General features: G+C 44.4%; 15 protein-coding genes and 1 pseudogene. 12 read left to right on the top strand and 4 right to left on the bottom strand.

The features are described from left to right. Positions 1–30 precede the first annotated feature (30 nt). From OCU35_RS16525 to OCU35_RS16500, 6 genes are all read left to right on the top strand, one after another. Positions 31–984, top strand: a complete 954-nt coding sequence (locus tag OCU35_RS16525; RefSeq protein ID WP_102322236.1) for an ABC transporter substrate-binding protein — start codon at positions 31–33, stop codon at positions 982–984. Positions 985–1,006: 22 nt separating this feature from the next. Next, complete coding sequence (locus tag OCU35_RS16520; RefSeq protein WP_102366878.1) at positions 1,007–1,960, top strand: ABC transporter substrate-binding protein; 954 nt, start codon at positions 1,007–1,009, stop codon at positions 1,958–1,960. A 9-nt stretch (positions 1,961–1,969) separates the two neighbouring features. After that, a complete protein-coding gene (gene tenA / locus OCU35_RS16515) occupies positions 1,970–2,635 on the top strand; it encodes a thiaminase II (protein WP_261825964.1) in 666 nt (221 codons plus the stop codon). Between the two features lie 28 nt (positions 2,636–2,663). Continuing rightward, positions 2,664–3,455 carry a hydroxyethylthiazole kinase gene (gene thiM / locus OCU35_RS16510; RefSeq protein ID WP_102546966.1) on the top strand — a complete coding sequence of 264 codons (792 nt, stop codon included), beginning with the start codon at positions 2,664–2,666 and terminating at the stop codon, positions 3,453–3,455. Positions 3,456–3,465: 10 nt separating this feature from the next. Beyond that, positions 3,466–4,083 carry a thiamine phosphate synthase gene (gene thiE / locus OCU35_RS16505; RefSeq protein ID WP_102334591.1) on the top strand — a complete coding sequence of 206 codons (618 nt, stop codon included), beginning with the start codon at positions 3,466–3,468 and terminating at the stop codon, positions 4,081–4,083. A gap of 348 nt (positions 4,084–4,431) precedes the next feature. Further along, on the top strand, positions 4,432–4,779 hold the full coding sequence (locus tag OCU35_RS16500; RefSeq protein WP_017032143.1) for a hypothetical protein: 348 nt from the start codon (positions 4,432–4,434) through the stop codon (positions 4,777–4,779). 38 nt (positions 4,780–4,817) lie between these two features. On the opposite strand, the gene OCU35_RS16495 is transcribed toward OCU35_RS16500, so the two are convergent. Beyond that, complete coding sequence (locus OCU35_RS16495) at positions 4,818–6,371, bottom strand: DUF3612 domain-containing protein (RefSeq protein ID WP_261825963.1); 1,554 nt, start codon at positions 6,369–6,371, stop codon at positions 4,818–4,820. A gap of 170 nt (positions 6,372–6,541) precedes the next feature. On the opposite strand from OCU35_RS16495, the gene OCU35_RS16490 reads away from it, so the two are divergent. The 4 genes from OCU35_RS16490 (at position 6,542) to OCU35_RS16475 (ending at position 13,567) form a co-directional block, all read left to right on the top strand. Further along, complete coding sequence (locus OCU35_RS16490; protein ID WP_261825962.1) at positions 6,542–8,710, top strand: malate synthase G; 2,169 nt, start codon at positions 6,542–6,544, stop codon at positions 8,708–8,710. Positions 8,711–8,766: 56 nt separating this feature from the next. Beyond that, the gene (locus tag OCU35_RS16485) at positions 8,767–10,365 is read left to right on the top strand and encodes an isocitrate lyase (protein ID WP_261825961.1); all 1,599 of its coding nucleotides are present in this window, start codon (positions 8,767–8,769) and stop codon (positions 10,363–10,365) included. 242 nt (positions 10,366–10,607) lie between these two features. Continuing rightward, positions 10,608–11,909: a Kelch repeat-containing protein gene (locus OCU35_RS16480; RefSeq protein ID WP_261825960.1), complete on the top strand. Its 1,302-nt coding sequence runs from the start codon at positions 10,608–10,610 to the stop codon at positions 11,907–11,909. Positions 11,910–12,136: 227 nt separating this feature from the next. Then, the gene (locus OCU35_RS16475) at positions 12,137–13,567 is read left to right on the top strand and encodes a coniferyl aldehyde dehydrogenase (RefSeq protein WP_261825959.1); all 1,431 of its coding nucleotides are present in this window, start codon (positions 12,137–12,139) and stop codon (positions 13,565–13,567) included. A gap of 57 nt (positions 13,568–13,624) precedes the next feature. Here OCU35_RS16475 and OCU35_RS16470 read toward each other — a convergent pair whose 3' ends face one another. Further along, positions 13,625–14,623 (bottom strand): DUF4382 domain-containing protein, encoded by a 999-nt coding sequence (locus OCU35_RS16470; RefSeq protein WP_237334547.1) that lies wholly within the window; start codon positions 14,621–14,623, stop codon positions 13,625–13,627. Positions 14,624–14,790: 167 nt separating this feature from the next. On the opposite strand from OCU35_RS16470, the pseudogene OCU35_RS16465 reads away from it, so the two are divergent. Both OCU35_RS16465 and OCU35_RS16460 read left to right on the top strand, forming a co-directional pair. Next, positions 14,791–15,391 (top strand): annotated as a pseudogene (locus OCU35_RS16465) (glutathione S-transferase family protein). Between the two features lie 57 nt (positions 15,392–15,448). Beyond that, positions 15,449–15,889, top strand: coding sequence for an RNA-binding S4 domain-containing protein (locus tag OCU35_RS16460; RefSeq protein ID WP_102322228.1), 441 nt, complete (start codon positions 15,449–15,451; stop codon positions 15,887–15,889). Positions 15,890–15,938: 49 nt separating this feature from the next. On the opposite strand, the gene OCU35_RS16455 is transcribed toward OCU35_RS16460, so the two are convergent. Both OCU35_RS16455 and OCU35_RS16450 read right to left on the bottom strand, forming a co-directional pair. Beyond that, positions 15,939–16,877, bottom strand: coding sequence for a hypothetical protein (locus OCU35_RS16455; protein WP_261825958.1), 939 nt, complete (start codon positions 16,875–16,877; stop codon positions 15,939–15,941). 239 nt (positions 16,878–17,116) lie between these two features. After that, positions 17,117–18,265: an iron-containing alcohol dehydrogenase gene (locus tag OCU35_RS16450; protein ID WP_261825957.1), complete on the bottom strand. Its 1,149-nt coding sequence runs from the start codon at positions 18,263–18,265 to the stop codon at positions 17,117–17,119. Positions 18,266–18,275 lie beyond the last annotated feature (10 nt).

The raw sequence follows: 18,275 nt of genomic DNA, 5'->3' as shown, positions 1-18,275 counted from the left end.
CCAATCTTTTAATGTCGTTAAGGAAGAGACATGACCTTGTTTAAAAATACATTCAGTGCAGTACTGGCCGGTATTGCGCTTTTAGTGAGCGCGAGTGCTTCTGCGAAGGACAAAGAGCTGACCTTGATGCTGGATTGGTTCGTTAACCCAAATCATGGCCCTATCGTGATTGCTCAAGAGAAAGGCATGTTTGCCGAGCAAGGCCTAAAGGTAACCATTCAAGAGCCTGCTGACCCAAGTGTTCCTTCAAAGCTTGTGGCTGCCAATCAGGTAGACCTCGCCATCTCTTATCAACCTTCATTTCTCATTGATGTAGCCGCAGGTTTGCCCTTGGTGTGGAGTGGTACTCTGCTGGCAACGCCGTTAAATACGCTAACCGTATTAGATAACGGCAAGATCAATTCTTTGTCTGATCTAAAGGGTAAAACCGTTGGCGTATCTGTATCGGGTACAGATGAAGCCATTATCGGCAAGATGCTGGGTAATGAAAATGTCGATTATTCAGATATCAAGATTGTGAATGTTGGCTGGGCGCTGTCTTCCTCACTAGCATCGGGAAGAGTCGATGCGATTTGGGGCGGAATGCGCAACTTTGAATCTCATCAGTTAGATCTTGAAGGCTACAAATCTAAGAGCTTCTTTCCTGAAGAGCACGGCATCCCGCCTTATGATGAGTTGATGTTTGTGGCCAATGCAAAAAACTACGATAAAGAGGCAATTCAGCGCTTTAATAAGGCTCTGGAGTTAGCCACTCAATACATAGTGAATCATCCAGAAACGGCGTGGAAAGAGTTTATCGCCTATAACCCAGACACTTTGGATAACGAGCTCAACCATAGAGCTTGGATTGATACCTTGACCCGCTTTGCTTTGCGCCCGTCGGCGGTGAATAAGCAGCGCTACGATGATTACAGTCAGTTTATGTACGACCTAAAGATCATCAAGACTATCCCTGATAGCAATAACTACCTCATTAATTTTTAAGCCAGTGTCACAAGGAAGACCCATGAAACGATTTACCTCAAAACTGTTTGCATTGCTTGCCAGTTCTACTCTTTTGCTCAGCCCATTATCGCAAGCTAAACAAACAGAGCTTACCCTGATGCTGGATTGGTTTGTTAACCCAAACCATGGCCCAATTGTTATTGCTCAAGAGCGAGGCTTGTTTGAAGCTCAAGGTTTAAAGGTGAATATCCAAGAGCCTGCAGACCCAAGTGTTCCTGCAAAATTGGTGGCGGCAAATAAGATCGACCTAGCTGTGTCGTACCAACCGACATTGACTATTGATGTGGCAGCAGGTTTGCCGCTCATTCGCAGTGGCACATTGATTTCTACACCACTCAATACTCTGATGGTTATCGATAACGGCAAGATCAACTCTGTTGCAGATCTGAAAGGCAAGAAAGTCGGCGTTGCCATTGCAGGCAATGAAGAAGCGACCATTGGCACTATGCTGCGCTCTGCGGGCCTTCAATTCTCTGATGTAGAGATCATTAATGTTGGTTGGGCACTGTCGTCGTCGGTGGCTTCTGGAAAAGTAGATGCGATTTGGGGCGGACTGCGCAACTTTGAAACCAACCAGCTTGCACTAGAGGGCTTTAAAGCCAAAGCATTCTTCCCAGAAGAGCACGGCGTACCTGCTTACGATGAATTGGTCTTTGTTGCCAATGCGAACAGCTATGACGCTGAAGCATTGAAGCGCTTTAACTCAGCGATTGAGTTAGCCACACAGTATATTGTGAATCACCCAGAGCAAGCGTGGAAGGAGTTTGTGGCTTATAACCCAGATACGCTGGACAACGAGCTAAACCGCCGCGCGTGGGAAGACACATTAACCCGCTTTGCGTTGCGCCCAGCGGCAGTTGACCGTCAGCGTTATGATAATTACGCACAGTTTATGTTTGAGAATAAGATCATCAATAGCGTTCCAAACAGCGCTAAATATTTGCCAACGTTTTAAGGTAACCCCATGAATACCCAACAACTAATCGAAGCCTGCCAGCAAGAGTGGAATAGCTACATTGAACACGACTTTGTCCATCAATTGGCGGATGGTACTTTGCAACATGAGGTATTTCTTCATTATCTAAAACAAGACTTCTTGTTTTTGAAGCAATACACGCGCGCCTATGCCTTAGCGATTTATAAAGCAAAAAGTCTTTCTCAGATGCGAAATGCGCTACCCAGCTTACACAACTTGCTTGATTCTGAGATTGGTCATCACATCGAGTTTTGTGAGAAGTGGGGCATTAGTGAACAAGAGATGGAAGCTGAAACTGAAGACTTTGGTACAGTGGCCTACACGCGCTATGTGCTCGATACGGGTAATGCGGGTGATCTGGTTGATCTCTATGCGGCACTCGCTCCTTGTGCCATCGGTTATGGTGTTATTGGCGATAATCTTGCTAAGCGTGATACAACCAAACTGGAAGGGAATCCGTACCGCAGTTGGCTTGAAATGTATTCGGGCGAAGAGTTCCAGCAAGGCGTAGTGAAGTGCATAGAGAATCTTGATCAATTAATTGCTGATATCCCGCTAGAAAGCGCTCGAGGCAAAGAATTAATCGAGGTATTTAGAACTGCGACACGCATGGAAATCGCATTTTGGGAACAAGGCTACAATTCGATTCGATGATAGTAGGCCGTTAAATAGGATTATATAAATGGATAAACAACAAATTGCCCAAAGTCTGCAAACACTTCGTGATAGCAAACCTTTGGTTGTGAACGTAACTAACTACGTAGTGATGAACAACACGGCTAACGCACTGTTGGCTATTGGCGCTTCTCCTATCATGGCGCACTCAGCTCAAGAAATGGCAGAGATGATGAGCTTTGCTGGTAGCTTAGTCATCAACATCGGCACGTTGGATAGCGTATGGATCCCGCGTATGTTGTTTGCCGTTGAGCAGGCTAACATCAATGGCAAAACTGTGATTCTCGATCCGGTTGGCTGTGGCGCAAGTACGCTACGTACAGAGGTTTCTCGCCAGATTGCTGAGCAAGCCGACAAGCTGATCATTCGTGGTAATGCCTCTGAAATCATCGCTTTGGCGGGTGAGCAAGCTCAATCTAAGGGCGTGGATGCATTAGATAGCAGTGATTCAGCAGTGAATGCTGCGAAATTCTGCGTAGAGCAATACGGCGCGAATGTGGTTATCTCTGGCGCAAGTGATTATGTTGTAACCGCTGAGGCAACTTACAAGCTCGATAATGGTCATGAAATGATGCCTTACGTAACAGGCATGGGATGTTCGCACACTGCTATTACTGGTGCGTTCGCCGCGGTTGGTGAGGTTACTGGTCTTGCCGCTACGGCTATTTTGGGCGTTGCAGGGGAAATTGCTGCTGAAAAATCAGCAGGCCCAGGTTCACTGCAAATGAACCTTTTAGATACATTGTATCAGCTTGATGTTGAAACCGTATTAGCTCGCTTAAAGCTGCAGCAGGTATAAGGATAAATCGATGAACCCTTATGAACTCTACTTTGTTACCGATGACCAACAAGATATAGAGACTCTATGCTCGGTGGTTAAACAAGCCATTGCTGGTGGCGTCACTATGGTGCAAATTCGAGAAAAGCACGGTGATGTACGTGCGTTTATTGAAAGAGCACGAGCGGTAAAATCCGTCATGCGGGGAAGTGGAGTGCCATTGATCATCAACGACCGTGTTGATGTTGCCCTAGCTGTAGATGCGTGCGGGGTTCATTTAGGTCAATCGGATATGCCAGTAGCCGATGCAAGACGACTGCTCGGTGACAACAAACTGCTAGGTTTGTCTGTGGAGAGTGAAGAGCAGTTACTTGAAGCGCAATCTTTTGCTGTGGATTATTTAGGTGTCAGCGCTATTTTTGCTACTCCTACCAAAACCAATACCGTGAAGCATTGGGGAATTGAGGGTTTAACCAAAGCGGTAGAGCTTTCAAAACTTCCATTGGTGGCTATTGGCGGTATCAACGACTCAAACATTAAGAGTGTGGTTGATACTGGGGTAGACGGTATCGCTTTAGTATCGGCAATCTCTGCGGCGAGCGATCCTACGCAGGCGAGTAAAGATCTTCTTATTAAGATGCGTAGCTAGAAGCAAGCTAGATACACCGCATTTAAAAATAAATCCGCTGATCTTCTTAGGAAGACCAGCGGATTTTTCTTTTCTACCCACTATCAATTTTTGACGGACTTGGTCCGCCAAGTGAGAGTTAGTTGTTTCTCAATAGCCGATTAATATGTGCGTGTTGATTAATTAATACCAATCACACTAAGTAAGTGCTCAGAAATAGCGCAGGAAAAATGTTCGAGAACAAGGCAGAAATTTTGGATAAGTAGTTACTCTACAATCAAAAATTCTAACGCCGTTATCGAGCATTTTAACCAGCTAGGATGATCAGTTATTTAGTCCGATTGGTAATACACCACTTGGAGAAAAGACATGACCCTCAACAAACGCACTGGCCTTCTACTATTGGCTTCACTTTTTGTTTCATCAACTGTTTTCGCGGCTAACACCCAAGACCAGCAAGTAATCGATTTATCGAAAGATGAACTACCAGGTTCAATCGGACTGTCTGCTACGCCAGATTCACTGCCAAACTTTAGCTTTCACAAAACCAAAGCAAACGCTGACGAAAGAGTAGAAGGCGAGCCTGCTAAAAAAGACAACATCGATGCATCTGATCACGATCCAGCGGGGTCTATTGGCTTCTCAGCCGACGTTGATTCATTGCCGAAATTTCACTTAAAGCAAAAGAATCGCGATGCACATAAGAACAACCTATAAACGGAGTTTATCTAAGCAATGATACGGAACATCAACCATCACTCTTGCGTGATCTCGATTGATTCAGCCTTGGTGCGACGTTTACACTGAGGCTGTCTCGGACAGACCGAACCGCGAGAGCAGATGAGCCTTGCTCTGTTGTCCATTCCTCGCTCTATCCAGTTTATATTTAAGATCCTTCCTACGGTCAATAGAAGCTCTTTAATATCCCTTGGTATCGGGCCGGTACCGCCGTTTTCAATACAAGACTGCTTCAGTCTTTCTGCAACGTCTATCGCATCAAACCCTTGTGCTTGAATAGCATGGTTGAGATCGACACCGCTACACAATACATGTGAATTACCCGCAAAATCCTTTACTTTGACCGATTCACAGCAATAGATATGTGGCACATCGTTTTGCATCAAGATGGATATTTGCGCGATGCTAACGTTAAAGTCCGTGTCCTTGGTGGTCATGCGAAAAACCGCCCAGTGCTGGCATGGGTCTTCAACCATCTTCATGTTTCCCCACGGCAGAGGAATACCATTGCCTCTGTACACTGCTTTTAATGTACCTGGGTAGTAGGCATCAAAATAGTGCCAGTGAGGATAGGGAGATACTGCCGTCATGCGGCGCATTGCGATTGACTCTGATACCCCTGCCAATTTACACACACTAATGTCGTAACCGTTTCGGTCGAGAAGTTGCCTGAAAGGGACTTTTGGACAAAGCAAAGCCCCAGCAAAGAATGAACATTCAAAATCTCGCCATGCGTGCAGTATCTTTGTGGAGTCGAGCTCTACAGAGCCGCCTTGCTGTTTTTCATCCCTAACGCCGTAGCTTGGCTTGCTATCCGACATGAGTTTACTTTTTTCACCGTCTCCTTGGTGCAGGACCATATGACCAATATTGACCGCAATGTCATATTTCAGCCGGATAGGGTCGTCTTTAAGAATGTTGTTGATATGCAAAATATTAGGTGCTTCAAAGTAGGAGCGAACAACGCGTTGCTTCTTATCTCCACTTGCTTCAGTAACGGTTTCTGGAAGCTCCTTGAACCACTTTATCTTAAGGCCAATATCTGCGCAGATCTCGAAGAGATCATCGACGGCGAGTGGCATTTTCTTTTGGCCTATTTCTTCAGCAGCACGCTCAAGGTCGGGGAAGTGGTTTTGATTGTGCTCTTGATGGGCACGAATCAATAAGTGGGCAAATTGCCGTCCTGTGGTTCCAGTTTGTGCCAGCATTTCCGGTATAGCTATCTGAAGTATTTCCTTTGAAAACAAAAAGCTAGGCTCTAGGGCCATGCCAACGACGCCGCCTCTTGAGCCTTTTTCAGGAACAATTTCACTTTGCTCCTTGGCATCGTCCAAAAACCAATTTACCGGCTTTTGAAACACATCCGCAATTACCTCAAGCATGTCTTCACTTGGCACTCTTTTACCGCGTTCAATCATGGAGAGATACGACACGGATGGAGCCGATTCTGGGTTGAGTTTTATACAGCGAGACGAGAGATCATCAAGGGTGAGGTGATTTCTCTTACGCAGGTTTCGGATCTTAGTACCAAGAAAATGCGATTGTCTGAATAAGCTAGTTTTTGTCTTCATATTTGTAAAATTTACACTGTGTAATTTTATTTGTGAAATTCTAGTGAATATTTAGTTAAAGTAAAAATGTAGACAGAAGAAATTAGACCGCAGTAACAGATTAACTTCTTCTTTATGCAACAGCAGCTAGGTGACAAAGCACTTCAATGACAATCACGAGGAATGATGCCATGAATCTACCAATGACTAAGGAATGCCAGATACAACAGAGCTTTTGCCAGTTTATCAACACTGAAGTGCTGCCACTTGTCGGTTTGGATGTCGATGAGTTTTGGAACAACTTTACGCAATTGGTTACCGAGCTAACGCCGATCAACCAAGCATTGCTTGAGACGCGCTCTCAGATGCAAAAGCAAATTGATCAGTTCCACGAAACACATCGTTCATTCAATGCAGAGCAGTACAGAACCTTTTTGAAAGAGATTGGTTATCTGCAAACCGAAGGGGAAGACTTTTCAATAGAGACTGAAAATGTTGACCAAGAGATTGCGATGATTGCTGGCCCACAGCTAGTGGTTCCTATTAAGAATGCACGCTTTGCTTTGAATGCGGCGAATGCGCGTTGGGGAAGCTTGTATGGCGCTCTTTATGGTACAGACGTCATTCCACAAACCGAACCAGGGATGAAAGCGGGCAAGAAATACAATCCAGCGCGCGGCAAGCACGTTATTGCTTACGCTAAGGATTTTCTAGACAGAGTATTCCCTCTGGATCAAGGCTCACACCATGACGTAGAGAGCTACACCATCTATTTCAATGGTTTGATGGCGCATTTCCCTGATGGCACTCATACAGGGTTAAAACAACCAAAGCAGTTCGTAGGTGCCAGCGACCCTGAGCGTGAACCTACTTCAATACTATTGAAAAACAATGGCCTACACGTTGAGATCATCATCAATCGTCAAGGCAAGATTGGTAAGACTGACCTATCGCATATTGACGACATCATTGTTGAGTCAGCGGTTTCGACCATTATGGATCTGGAAGACTCGATCGCTGCGGTAGACAGCGAAGACAAGATTGATGCGTACCGCAACTGGTTAGGATTAATGACAGGGTCTCTGCACGCTTCTTTTGAGAAAAATGGTGCAACGCAGATCCGCCGCCTTGAAGGTGACAAAAGCTACACAGGTCGAAACGGAGAGGATTACAACCTGCATGGGCGTTCGCTACTGCTTATTCGTAACGTTGGCCACCTAATGACCAGCGACTTGATGACATTATCAAATGGAGAGCAAGCACCAGAAGGCATCATCGATGCGGTAGTAACAGCGTTAATAGCGGCGGTAGAGATTAAAAACCCAGACCTATGCCGAATGAAAAATAGCCGTACCGGTAGCATCTATATCGTGAAACCAAAGATGCACGGTCCTGAAGAAGTGGCGTTCTCTTGCGAGTTGTTTAGCCGAGTGGAACGTATGCTCGACCTTGAGCCGAATACCATCAAGATTGGCATCATGGATGAAGAGCGTCGAACGTCACTGAACCTTAAAGAGTGTATTCGTGCTGCTAAATCAAGAGTGTTCTTTATCAATACTGGATTCTTAGACCGCACTGGTGATGAGATTCATACCAGCATGCAAGCGGGTCCTTTCCTACCTAAGCAGGAGCTAAAAAGCCAAACATGGATTGACGCGTACGAGAAGAACAACGTTTCAACGGGTTTAAATACGGGAATGTCGGGTAAAGCTCAGATTGGTAAAGGCATGTGGGCGATGCCTGATGAGATGTCGCAGATGATGGATCAAAAAACAGCTCATTTAGAAGCTGGCGCAACCACGGCCTGGGTTCCTTCGCCAACAGCAGCAACCTTGCACGCGCTTCATTACCTTGAAATCGATGTAAAGCAGCAGCAACAGCGTTTGTCTGCAAATAACGAAGACTACAAAAAGGGTATGTTGACCATTCCTTTGATGGCTCAAGAAAACGAATTGACTCAAGATGAGATCATTCGCGAATTAGAGAACAACATCCAAGGGATCTTAGGCTATGTAGTTCGCTGGATTGAGATGGGAGTAGGGTGTTCAAAGGTGCCGGACATCAATAACACCGCATTGATGGAAGACCGCGCAACCCTGCGTATCTCTAGCCAACATATTGCGAACTGGCTTAAGCATGGCATCTGTACAGAAGACCAAGTTAATAGCGTGCTTGAACAGATGGCGGAAACCGTAGACCAGCAAAATGATGGAACATCAGGTTATTACCCAATGACTCCAAATACTGAAACTAGCCATGCATTCCTATGTGCGAAGGCGCTAATTTTCCAAGGTACTGAGCAGCCAAATGGCTATACAGAACCACTACTTCATGAGTATCGACTACAGGCAAAACGATAACCCCATTTACTAGCTACCAAAGTACTGCTTATTAAAATCACTGAGAGAGGGACATTATGGATAACTACAAATCAGTAATCGAAACAGCAAAGGGCACTATTGATCAAAACGGTCAAACGTGGGCTGCAATTAATCCGGAATACGTAGCACGAATGAAGCTACAGAACCGATTTAACTGCGGATTAGATATCGCTCGCTACACAGCAAAAATCATGCGTGAAGATATGCAGTCGTACGATGAAAGCAGTGCTAATTACACTCAGTCTTTGGGTTGCTGGCATGGGTTTATCGGCCAACAAAAAATGATTTCGGTTAAGAAGCATTTTGAAACCACTCGCGGTCGATACTTATACCTTTCAGGTTGGATGGTTGCTGCAATGCGTTCTGAGCTAGGCCCACTGCCAGATCAGTCGATGCATGAGAAAACCTCGGTACCTATGCTAATCGAAGAGCTTTATACCTTTTTGAAGCAAGCGGATGCCCGTGAGCTTAACCACCTTTACAAAGCCCTAGACCAAGCACGCAACACTGGTGACGCTGTCACAACGCAATCGGTACAAAATCAGATCGATAACTTTGAAACCCATGTTGTTCCTATCATTGCGGATATTGATGCAGGCTTTGGTAATGAAGAGGCTACTTATCTTTTAGCGAAGAAAATGATTGAAGCAGGAGCATGCTGTATTCAAATTGAAAATCAAGTATCTGATGCAAAACAGTGTGGTCACCAAGACGGTAAGGTAACGGTTCCACACGAAGACTTCTTGGCGAAAATCAATGCAGTTCGTTATGCGTTCTTAGAGCTGGGTGTCGATGATGGGGTAATCGTTGCACGTACTGACTCCTTGGGTGCTGGTTTAACTCAGAAGATACCGGTCAGTCAGTCAGAAGGCGACTTGGCAGATATGTACAACTCGTTCATTGACGGTGAAGAAATCACTAAGCTAGAAGATTTAGGCAGTGGCGAGATGGCGATAAAGCAAGGCGACAAGTACATCAAGCCAACGCGACTACCTAATGGACTGGTTCGCTTTAAACCTAATACCGGTGAAGACCGCGTGGTGTTAGATTGTATTACTTCGCTACAAAATGGTGCTGACCTTCTTTGGATTGAAACAGAAAAACCCCACGTTCAGCAAATTGCAGGCATGGTAAACCGTATTCGAGAAGTGGTGCCAAATGCGAAGCTTGTTTACAACAACAGTCCATCGTTCAACTGGACTCTGAACTTCCGCCAGCAAGTATTTGATATGTGGAAGGAGCAAGGTCAAGACGTATCGGCTTATGAGCGTGAGAAGCTAATGAACAGTGTTTACGATGAGTCTGAGTTGGCACGAGAAGCGGATATCAAGATCCAAGACTTCCAGCAAGATGCCGCTCGTGACGCAGGTATTTTCCACCACTTAATTACGCTACCGACATACCATACAGCGGCGCTATCTACTGATAACCTTGCTAAAGATTACTTCGGTGAACTGGGTATGCTGGCTTATGTTAAGGGTGTTCAGCGTAAGGAGATCCGTCAGGGACTCGCTTCGGTTAGACACCAAGATATGTCTGGTTCAAATATCGGTGATGACCACAAAGAGTACTTCTCTGGAGACCAAGCGCTTAAAGCATCGGGTGAAAATAATACGATGAATCAATTCGCTTAGCGGTACTAGAAGCCCCCTAAAATTCTAGGTCGCAACAAGGTCAGAGGTTTACGCTCTGGCCTTTTTTTGATCCATGTAGAAGGTGAGCTAAAAATAGTCGTTTTCTATTACTAATCGCTAATATAGTAACCACTGACTATACTGACCCCACTAAACACACTTCTTGAGAAATCTTATTTGTTCTCAAATTAGAAGCGGCAGTTGTTTTTTCATTTATAGCTTTGTTAATGAAGGAATAGACGATGTGTTGGAAAAGAATAAGTAATCTGGGAGTGGTGGGAGCGGTAATCCTCTCTATAGGGCTTGTGTCCGACGCGCAAGCATTTAGCTCCACTAAGAGGCTGAAGAAAACACCTCCACCCAAAATCGTAGAGAAAATTGAAAGCAACGTGGATCTCAACACGCTTAGCTGGAATCAGATTACAAGTGAAGCCGCTTGGGAAAAGCGAGCAGGGCTACAAGTTGTTCACCTCGATGATAAGTTCTATCTAATGGGCGGACGTAGCCCGTTAGAGCGTATTCAGTTTGCCGGCGAAAGTACTCTGCATGGGGACGTTTGGGTCAGTGATGATGCAGCCAACTGGACCCAACTACTTGATACTGATGACAACTCTCATTGGCCTGCACGGGCCTACTTTAAAGCGGTAAAAAAAGGAAAGTATATGTACGTGCTTGGGGGACAAAATTTCACTCCTCTTTGCATTCCTGATGGGCCATGTGTGGCGAATTCGACTTTTTTCAATGATGTATGGCGAAGTGAGGATGGCATTAATTGGACCTTTCTTGGCAATGCGCCTTGGCAAGGAAGAGCGGGCTTAAGTGCAGTAGTTAAAGGGAGTCGTATTTATGTGTTTGGTGGCTCGCAGAACGATGATTCTGCAATAGTGGGCGGTCCACCAGTTCGTGAGTACTTTAATGATGTCTGGAGTTCGGTGGATGGTATTCATTGGAAATTAGAGACAGCAGATGCACCTTGGAGTAAACGAGCTGGAGCCGCAACAACGGTTAAAGATGGGTATATCTATTTGATCGGCGGAGAGGCTGGTTTTACCTGTGATAGTGGTGCGCCACCGACAGGGGATGAGCAAGGACCGCCAGCAGATTTTCAGCTGTGTGAATTGCCCTATTTTAATGACGTATGGCGGTCAAAAAATGGTAAACATTGGCATCTAGTTACTGAAGATGCAGGTTGGTTAGCTAGGCCTGGCCACCAGTGTGGTGTGTTGTACGGTCGAATTGTCTGCTTTGGAGGATTTGGTATTCCAATCAACCCTACTGACGTCCAGGTAAGCAGTGATGGTAAGGTATGGCAACAACTGATAATGCCTCCTTGGAACGTTGGATTTAATCCAACGTTAATCAAGTATGATTTTGCTATTGCTGAGACTGGCAATCCATATCTATTCCACGATCAGGCCATATATACTTTCGGCGGTGATAGAGAGTTATTTTTGCCCCTTGGGGACATTGGTGATGATCAAAAATATGATAATAGCGAAAACTTTGGAAAGGTTGATGCAGATGTGTGGAAGTTCTCTAAGTAGGTCTACTATTTGACATCAACACTATTTCTTTTAGTTTTGGTCAGAGGAAAACCCTCTGACCTTTTTTATGTTAGGAAGACGATACTAATCACATAATCCGATCTCACAGTCTTGGTTCTTAAAACTAGACAAAATTTTGTGATCACAAAGATTAGTGACTTTGACATTAATACCATACAATCCCCGTAATAGTTACTTACAGATAGCAAGAGATAGGAACACCTTATATGGGGAAACTCAATTTAGTTTCGGATGATATCCTTAAAAAAAGTGACGATCTCACTCTGAAATTGGAACAGCTTAAATCAAGCTACTCGCAAGAACCTTCCCCAAGTATTGAACTGAGAAAGCAACGTCTTTTGCTACTGAACCAATCGATCATCGAGAATGAAAAACAGTTGATAGCAGCACTATCGAAAGATTTTGGTTTTCGTTCTGATTTTGATTCGATACTAACGGATATTATTCCGACGGTCAGTCATATCAAGTACACGGTTAAAAACCTACATAAATGGGCGCGTCCTTCAAAGCGTCATGCTGGCTTGCTACTAACGCCATCAAAGGTACGAGTTGAGTATCAACCGGTTGGCGTAGTGGGGATCATATCTCCGTGGAACTTCCCAATTATTCTGAGCTTAGCGCCGGTAGCGACCGCCATTGCAGCGGGTAATAAGGTGATGCTTAAGCTTAGCGAGTTCACGCCTAAGACTAACGAAGTGATTGAGAACATTCTGTCGGTTATCGATGAAGAAGTGTTTGTAGTGCAAGGCGGAGCAGAGATAGCAAGCCGATTTAGTGCGTTGCCTTTTGATCATTTGCTTTTTACTGGTTCGACTCAAGTCGGGCGATTGGTCGCGCAAGCTGCGGCAAAAAACCTGACTCCAGTCACTCTAGAGCTAGGCGGAAAATCACCTGTTGTCATCGCTCCTGATGCACAGTTAGAAAAGATTGTAGATGCGGTTTTGTTCGGTAAATGTGTTAACGCAGGCCAGATCTGCGTAGCGCCTGATTATGTCTTAATCGAGCAAGATCGAGCAGACGAGTTTGCAGAGCTGTTTATTAAGCGTTTCAATGATAATTTTGGTAAAGACTTAACTCAGTTCAGCCATATCATCAACCAATCACAGTACCAACGTTTGCAGTCATATCTTGAGCAAGCTCGCGGTAAAGAATCAGTTCGACTCGTCCCTGTTGCAGAACACGATAATGCAGGAAGTGGCCACCAGATACTGCCTCATCTTGTGTTTAATCCAAGTGATGATTTAGACATGATGAAAGAGGAAATATTTGGCCCGATTTTGCCGATCATTACCTATGAAAAACTCGAGCAAGCGGTTGAATACATTAATGATAGAGAGAGACCATTAGCGCTCTACATTATGAGTGATGACAGTCAAAGCATTGATTATGTACTCAGCAACACGCACTCTGGTGGTGTGTGTATTAACGACACCATCTTCCATGTGGCTGCCGAAGACGCACCGTTTGGTGGAATAGGTCATTCAGGTATTGGCCATTACCATGGTGAAGAAGGGTTCAGAACCTTTAGTCACGCTCGCACAGTGCTGCATACCCCTAGTTGGCTGCCGAGAACTCGTCTATTGATGAAGTATCGCAAATCGATGCTGTCGGTGATGAAGAAGCTGTTTGTTAAATAAAAAGAACCGGCTAGTAGCCGGTTCTTTCACTTTACGCTTTGGATGTACGTTAAAGCTCTATAGAGGGTTGAAGTCTGCGTCGTCTTTATCCATTCCATCAGTCAGTTCCACTTCAATTAAGCCGTCATCACCCGTTGCTAAGCTTGTTTGAGTATAAGGGATATCGAGGTCGTCCCAATTAATTGGTGAATCAGAAGAACCATCGCAAGTATAGGCCGCAGTATATAAACCCGTTGCGACGTAACCAAACTCATACTCGCCAGTAACTGGATCTACACCTACTGATGCTACAGGTACTTGATAATCTACTGGTGGCATGTTGCCATCAAACTCTTCGTCCGTTGGGTCGAAATTATCGATTAAATTGTCTGTAACTAAGCCGTGACCTTGATACAGATAAACAAAGCCATTTTGTGTTAGGTCGTCATCAACAGGGCAGTTAACACCGTTATAAAGCTCACTTGAAACGATACCACTTAGCCTTGCTACTGTTGTGTTGTCATGAATAGTGATTCCATGAGGCTTTAGGATGTAACCATTCTTGGCATCTACACCTCGTTCAGCAAGTGATTTCCTAAGGTCAAATTCAATAGTAAAGCCTTGAGTACCCTCTACTGTTACTTCAAATCCACCAAGCTTTAACTTATTGCTAGGTTGCTTCAAGGGGTGTTGAATTTGTTCGTCTAGAACGTAATTCATCGTTGCACTAGAGTCAGGGACTACATGAAGGGTCATGCTTTTGTATTCACCGACTGGCAATGTAAAGTCTTCTGCGATTAGCAGTCTCTCTGTTCCTTCGTAATCCAATATATCAAATTGTACGTAGTCGTTATTGCCATCACTTAGGTCTTGAGTGTAGGTATCACCTTCAACACTCACCACTTCGATTTGCTTGACAGTAATAACAACTTCTTCTGCACTATCTACTGGAGCATCAGACACATAAAATGAAACCTGAGAAGTGGCAGTGCTTCCGTCATCACTATCACCACCACAGCCATAAAGGCCAATAGTTAGCGCTGTAGCCACTGCAGTGTATTTTAAAATCTTCATCATCACGTCCTTTTGTACCTAACGTATGTAATTGTAGTCGTTGGGGGGAATTCTAGTGGTTGCATAGCCTTGACTGTCAGTTTGTTGTTAGTGGAATGCAAAACAACAAGCATATACTTATAAATTGTCTAAACTATGCTAGGCAATTGTTTTTAATAGGGAAGTAATCAATGAAGTTGTATGAATCGGCGGTAACGCCTAGCTGTAGACGTGTTTCCATTTTTCTTAAGCTAATCGGTGCAGAAGTCGAACGAGTTTCGGTGGATTTGAAAGGGGGAGAGAACATTACCCCAGAGTTTCAAGCTAAGAGTGCTAGTGGAACAGTACCACTATTAGAGCTGGATGATGGCACCAATATCAGTGAGTCAGTGGCCATTTGTCGTTATTTTGATCATCAAGTGCCTAATAGTGCGAATTTATTTGGGGCACCAGGTCTGGAAAGTGCTCAAATTGAAATGTGGCACCGCATTGTAGAGTTTCAGGGAGTTTCAAGCATTTAGAAATATCACAGGGTTTTACTCCGATAGAGAGAACTGTGTGAGCGAGTGGGGAGAGGAATCTAAAGGGCGAGCTATCGCATTTCTCGATAAGTTAGATGCAAGGTTAAGTCATTCTAGCTTTATCGCCGGAGATCATTTGTCTGTGGCGGATATAACGGGTTTTCTCTTTATCAACTTGATGAAGGCTGCGTTTAAAGTGGAGATAGAAGAGGGTTATTCGCACATACATGTGTGGCATACAAAACTTGGCGCTATGCCTGAGTTCCAATAGCAGTTAGAATGGCGACCAGATAGCGAGCTTGGCTCGAACATATAAGTTGGAAATACTGTGGATCATTTAGAAGAAGAAATCGAAATTGAAGCGATTGGTGTTGAAGTTACAACACAACCCGTTGAGCTTTATAAAGTGCTGAAGATTGCCGACGCCGTTAGCGGTGGTGGTGAGGCTAAGCAAGCGATTAGCCAAGGCTATGTTGCAGTGAATGGTGAGATCGATACTCGTAAACGCCGTAAGCTTGTCGATGGTGACTTGGTTCAATTTAATGAAGAATTCTATCTAGTGATCTACGTTGACCCAGAAGAAGTGGCTGCACGAGAAAGTGAAGTAGTTGACGTTGTTGCCACTGACTATGATGCTGGTGACCAAGGTTATGATGACGAGGTTGCCTACTTTGACGAAGAACCAGAGCAAGTAGAAGAATCTGTTGTTGAAGAAGACGATAAACCAAAGAACCCTAAGACGGGACGCAAGTCTATCGACTTCTTTTAACTTTATAAGTTAGATATCAGAAGGGCAGCCATTTGGCTGCCCTTTGTTTTTAATAGTCTTGCTCAAGGATGTTGGCGTTATCGTTAAACCATTCCCACTTAGTTTGGGTCGTTTTGATGCCATTTTCATTGATACCATTGACTACTGGAAGCTCCATGGAAATGATACCAATACCGGGATGGATCAATACATCTGCAGATAATACTACATCATTTGGAGTTGAGTCTTTCACGTCAATTACCTGCAAAAACTTGTAAGCTTGATAAGTATCACCAGCATCGGTTTTGTAGTAGACCGGGCCACCTGGTTGCTGCTCAAGAGATATAGAAGTTAACTTATTAAACGGGCTAAGCTTCGCTGGTATAGTGCATAGCATGCTGAAGTCCGTACGGGGGCTTTGGTTGGGTTTATAGTATAAACAGAGTGGTTTGTTATTGTTTTTGGCCACCGGCTCTGTCGTTAACGCGTCGAAGCTTCTGTATGCGCCTAGTTCTGATGCCCCTAAAGTCATAGGGAGTGCAAAGTTTGCATAAACCGCTTTTCTAATTTGATCTTCTTGATTTAGGTTGTCGCTCTTTAACAGTGTTTTAAGCTTATCTTCTGTCGTGGCTAGACCAGGAATGCCAACCTCTAGTTTATGAGTTTTACCATCTGTTGAAAAATGACCATCGTCGTTTAACCTAAATGTTTGCCACTCGTAGGTGAATATCTTATGCGTTTCTGTAGAGAAATCAGAATCAACTCTGTCGATGGTGAATGGTTTATCCGTGCTAAATTGAACCGCTGTAGCACTATCATCAAGGTCAGCTTTGTCTTCACTGCTAGAGGTTGCCTTCCAGTCGTAATCCCTGTTTACGCCACTGGCAAGTGCGTTTAATGTTTTCACTTCATCGGGAGTTAGCTTTGGCACCTTGATGTTAGAACTAGACTCTCCATCACAAGCGGTTAATCCAACTGCTACCACTGCTAACAATAGAAATTTATACATAGTCATTTTCCCCCACAGGATGTTATGTAAAGCAATCGATTTCGTGGGGCAGAGTTTATGCCTTTGATTGATTATTTAAAAAGCATAAAACTGAAAACATAGATTCGTTGTAGGCTAAAAAGTGTTGAGCCTTTGCTTTATATTAAATAAAAACAATAGGATAAAAGGAAGTGTGGGTGGGGGCGAATAGTAACGTAGCCTAATACATTTGCCATTAGACTACGTTGATTATGCCTAGATTACGCTACTGCGTTGTCTAAGATCTTGTTCATTTCATCAAGGTTAATCGACTGGTTTTCACCAAGAACCGTCATTCCATGAGACTTAAGTTGCTCTAGAATTTCAGAGATAGCCGATGCTTTATCACTGCCATGTTCCGTTAGTTTTGTTGGAACATTTAGGCTTTGGTAGAAGCCTTCAATTGCATCAATAGTACGCTCCGCGAGATCTGCACTTTGTTGTAGCCCAAACACGTTTTTACCCATTTGTTCTAATTTAGCGCGTTTGAATTCTATTTGATTTCGTAACAGCGAAGGCTGAATGATGGCAAGGGAACGAGCATGATCAACATTGTAGAGTGCAGTTAATTCGTGCCCCATCATGTGAGTAGCCCAATCGTTCGGAACACCAGCACCAATCAAGCCGTTCAGTGCTTGGTTCGCAGACCACATCAGGTTTGCACGCCAAGAGTCGCTATCTCGGTTGGCAAAATCATCACCCAAAGCCTTGAGGTTTTTCAGTAGCGCCTCGGCAAAGCCGTCTTGTACCATACCGCCAGCAGGCTTAGTGATGTACTGCTCACACACATGTACCCAAGCATCCACGAGCCCATTGAGTTGCTGTCTCTCAGGTAGGGTTTTCATAGCGTCAGGGTCTAGCACAGCAAATTTAGGCTGTACAAGTGGAGATAAGAAACCAGACTTATGCTGCGTTGCTTTTTTAGTAACTACAGCGCCTTTATTAGACTCTGAGCCCGTTGCTGGAAGAGTCAGGATTGCGCCTATTGGAATTGCGTCTGTAACTTTATAGTCACCCGTCATAATATCCCAGCCATCTCCGTCATAGAGAGAGGCTGCGGCAATGTATTTGGTCCCGTCGATTACTGAACCGCCACCCACAGCAAGTAGGTAGGAGATGCCTTCCGCTTTAACGATCTCAACAGCTTTGTTAAGTGTTTCTACGGTAGGGTTGGGCTCAACACCAGAAAACTCCTGCCATTGATAACCTTCAAGGGCTTTAGCCACTTGATCATACACGCCGTTCTTTTTAATCGATCCACCGCCGTACACCACCAAGACTTTGCTGTCTGATGGGATGACTGTATTGATTGCAGCGATTTGGCCTTGGCCAAAGAAGATATTTGTTGGATTAGAATAACTAAATTGCATGGAACATGTC

Origin of the sequence: Vibrio breoganii, assembly GCF_024346795.1 — a bacterium.
GTDB classification, from domain to species: domain Bacteria; phylum Pseudomonadota; class Gammaproteobacteria; order Enterobacterales; family Vibrionaceae; genus Vibrio; species Vibrio breoganii.
Note: the sequence above shows the minus strand (reverse complement) of the source record. Positions and strands in the feature narration are given on the sequence as shown.

Excerpts from the sequence above, each read along its gene's own strand:
- OCU35_RS16495 (WP_261825963.1), bottom strand. The coding sequence starts at position 6,371 with ATGAAGACAAAAACTAGCTTATTCAGACAATCGCATTTTCTTGGTACT.
- OCU35_RS16490 (WP_261825962.1), top strand. The coding sequence starts at position 6,542 with ATGAATCTACCAATGACTAAGGAATGCCAGATACAACAGAGCTTTTGC.
- tenA (WP_261825964.1), top strand. The coding sequence starts at position 1,970 with ATGAATACCCAACAACTAATCGAAGCCTGCCAGCAAGAGTGGAATAGC.
- thiE (WP_102334591.1), top strand. The coding sequence starts at position 3,466 with ATGAACCCTTATGAACTCTACTTTGTTACCGATGACCAACAAGATATA.
- OCU35_RS16480 (WP_261825960.1), top strand. The coding sequence starts at position 10,608 with ATGTGTTGGAAAAGAATAAGTAATCTGGGAGTGGTGGGAGCGGTAATC.
- OCU35_RS16450 (WP_261825957.1), bottom strand. The coding sequence starts at position 18,265 with ATGCAATTTAGTTATTCTAATCCAACAAATATCTTCTTTGGCCAAGGC.
- OCU35_RS16500 (WP_017032143.1), top strand. The coding sequence starts at position 4,432 with ATGACCCTCAACAAACGCACTGGCCTTCTACTATTGGCTTCACTTTTT.
- thiM (WP_102546966.1), top strand. The coding sequence starts at position 2,664 with ATGGATAAACAACAAATTGCCCAAAGTCTGCAAACACTTCGTGATAGC.
- OCU35_RS16520 (WP_102366878.1), top strand. The coding sequence starts at position 1,007 with ATGAAACGATTTACCTCAAAACTGTTTGCATTGCTTGCCAGTTCTACT.
- OCU35_RS16475 (WP_261825959.1), top strand. The coding sequence starts at position 12,137 with ATGGGGAAACTCAATTTAGTTTCGGATGATATCCTTAAAAAAAGTGAC.
- OCU35_RS16525 (WP_102322236.1), top strand. The coding sequence starts at position 31 with ATGACCTTGTTTAAAAATACATTCAGTGCAGTACTGGCCGGTATTGCG.
- OCU35_RS16485 (WP_261825961.1), top strand. The coding sequence starts at position 8,767 with ATGGATAACTACAAATCAGTAATCGAAACAGCAAAGGGCACTATTGAT.
- OCU35_RS16470 (WP_237334547.1), bottom strand. The coding sequence starts at position 14,623 with ATGATGAAGATTTTAAAATACACTGCAGTGGCTACAGCGCTAACTATT.
- OCU35_RS16455 (WP_261825958.1), bottom strand. The coding sequence starts at position 16,877 with ATGTATAAATTTCTATTGTTAGCAGTGGTAGCAGTTGGATTAACCGCT.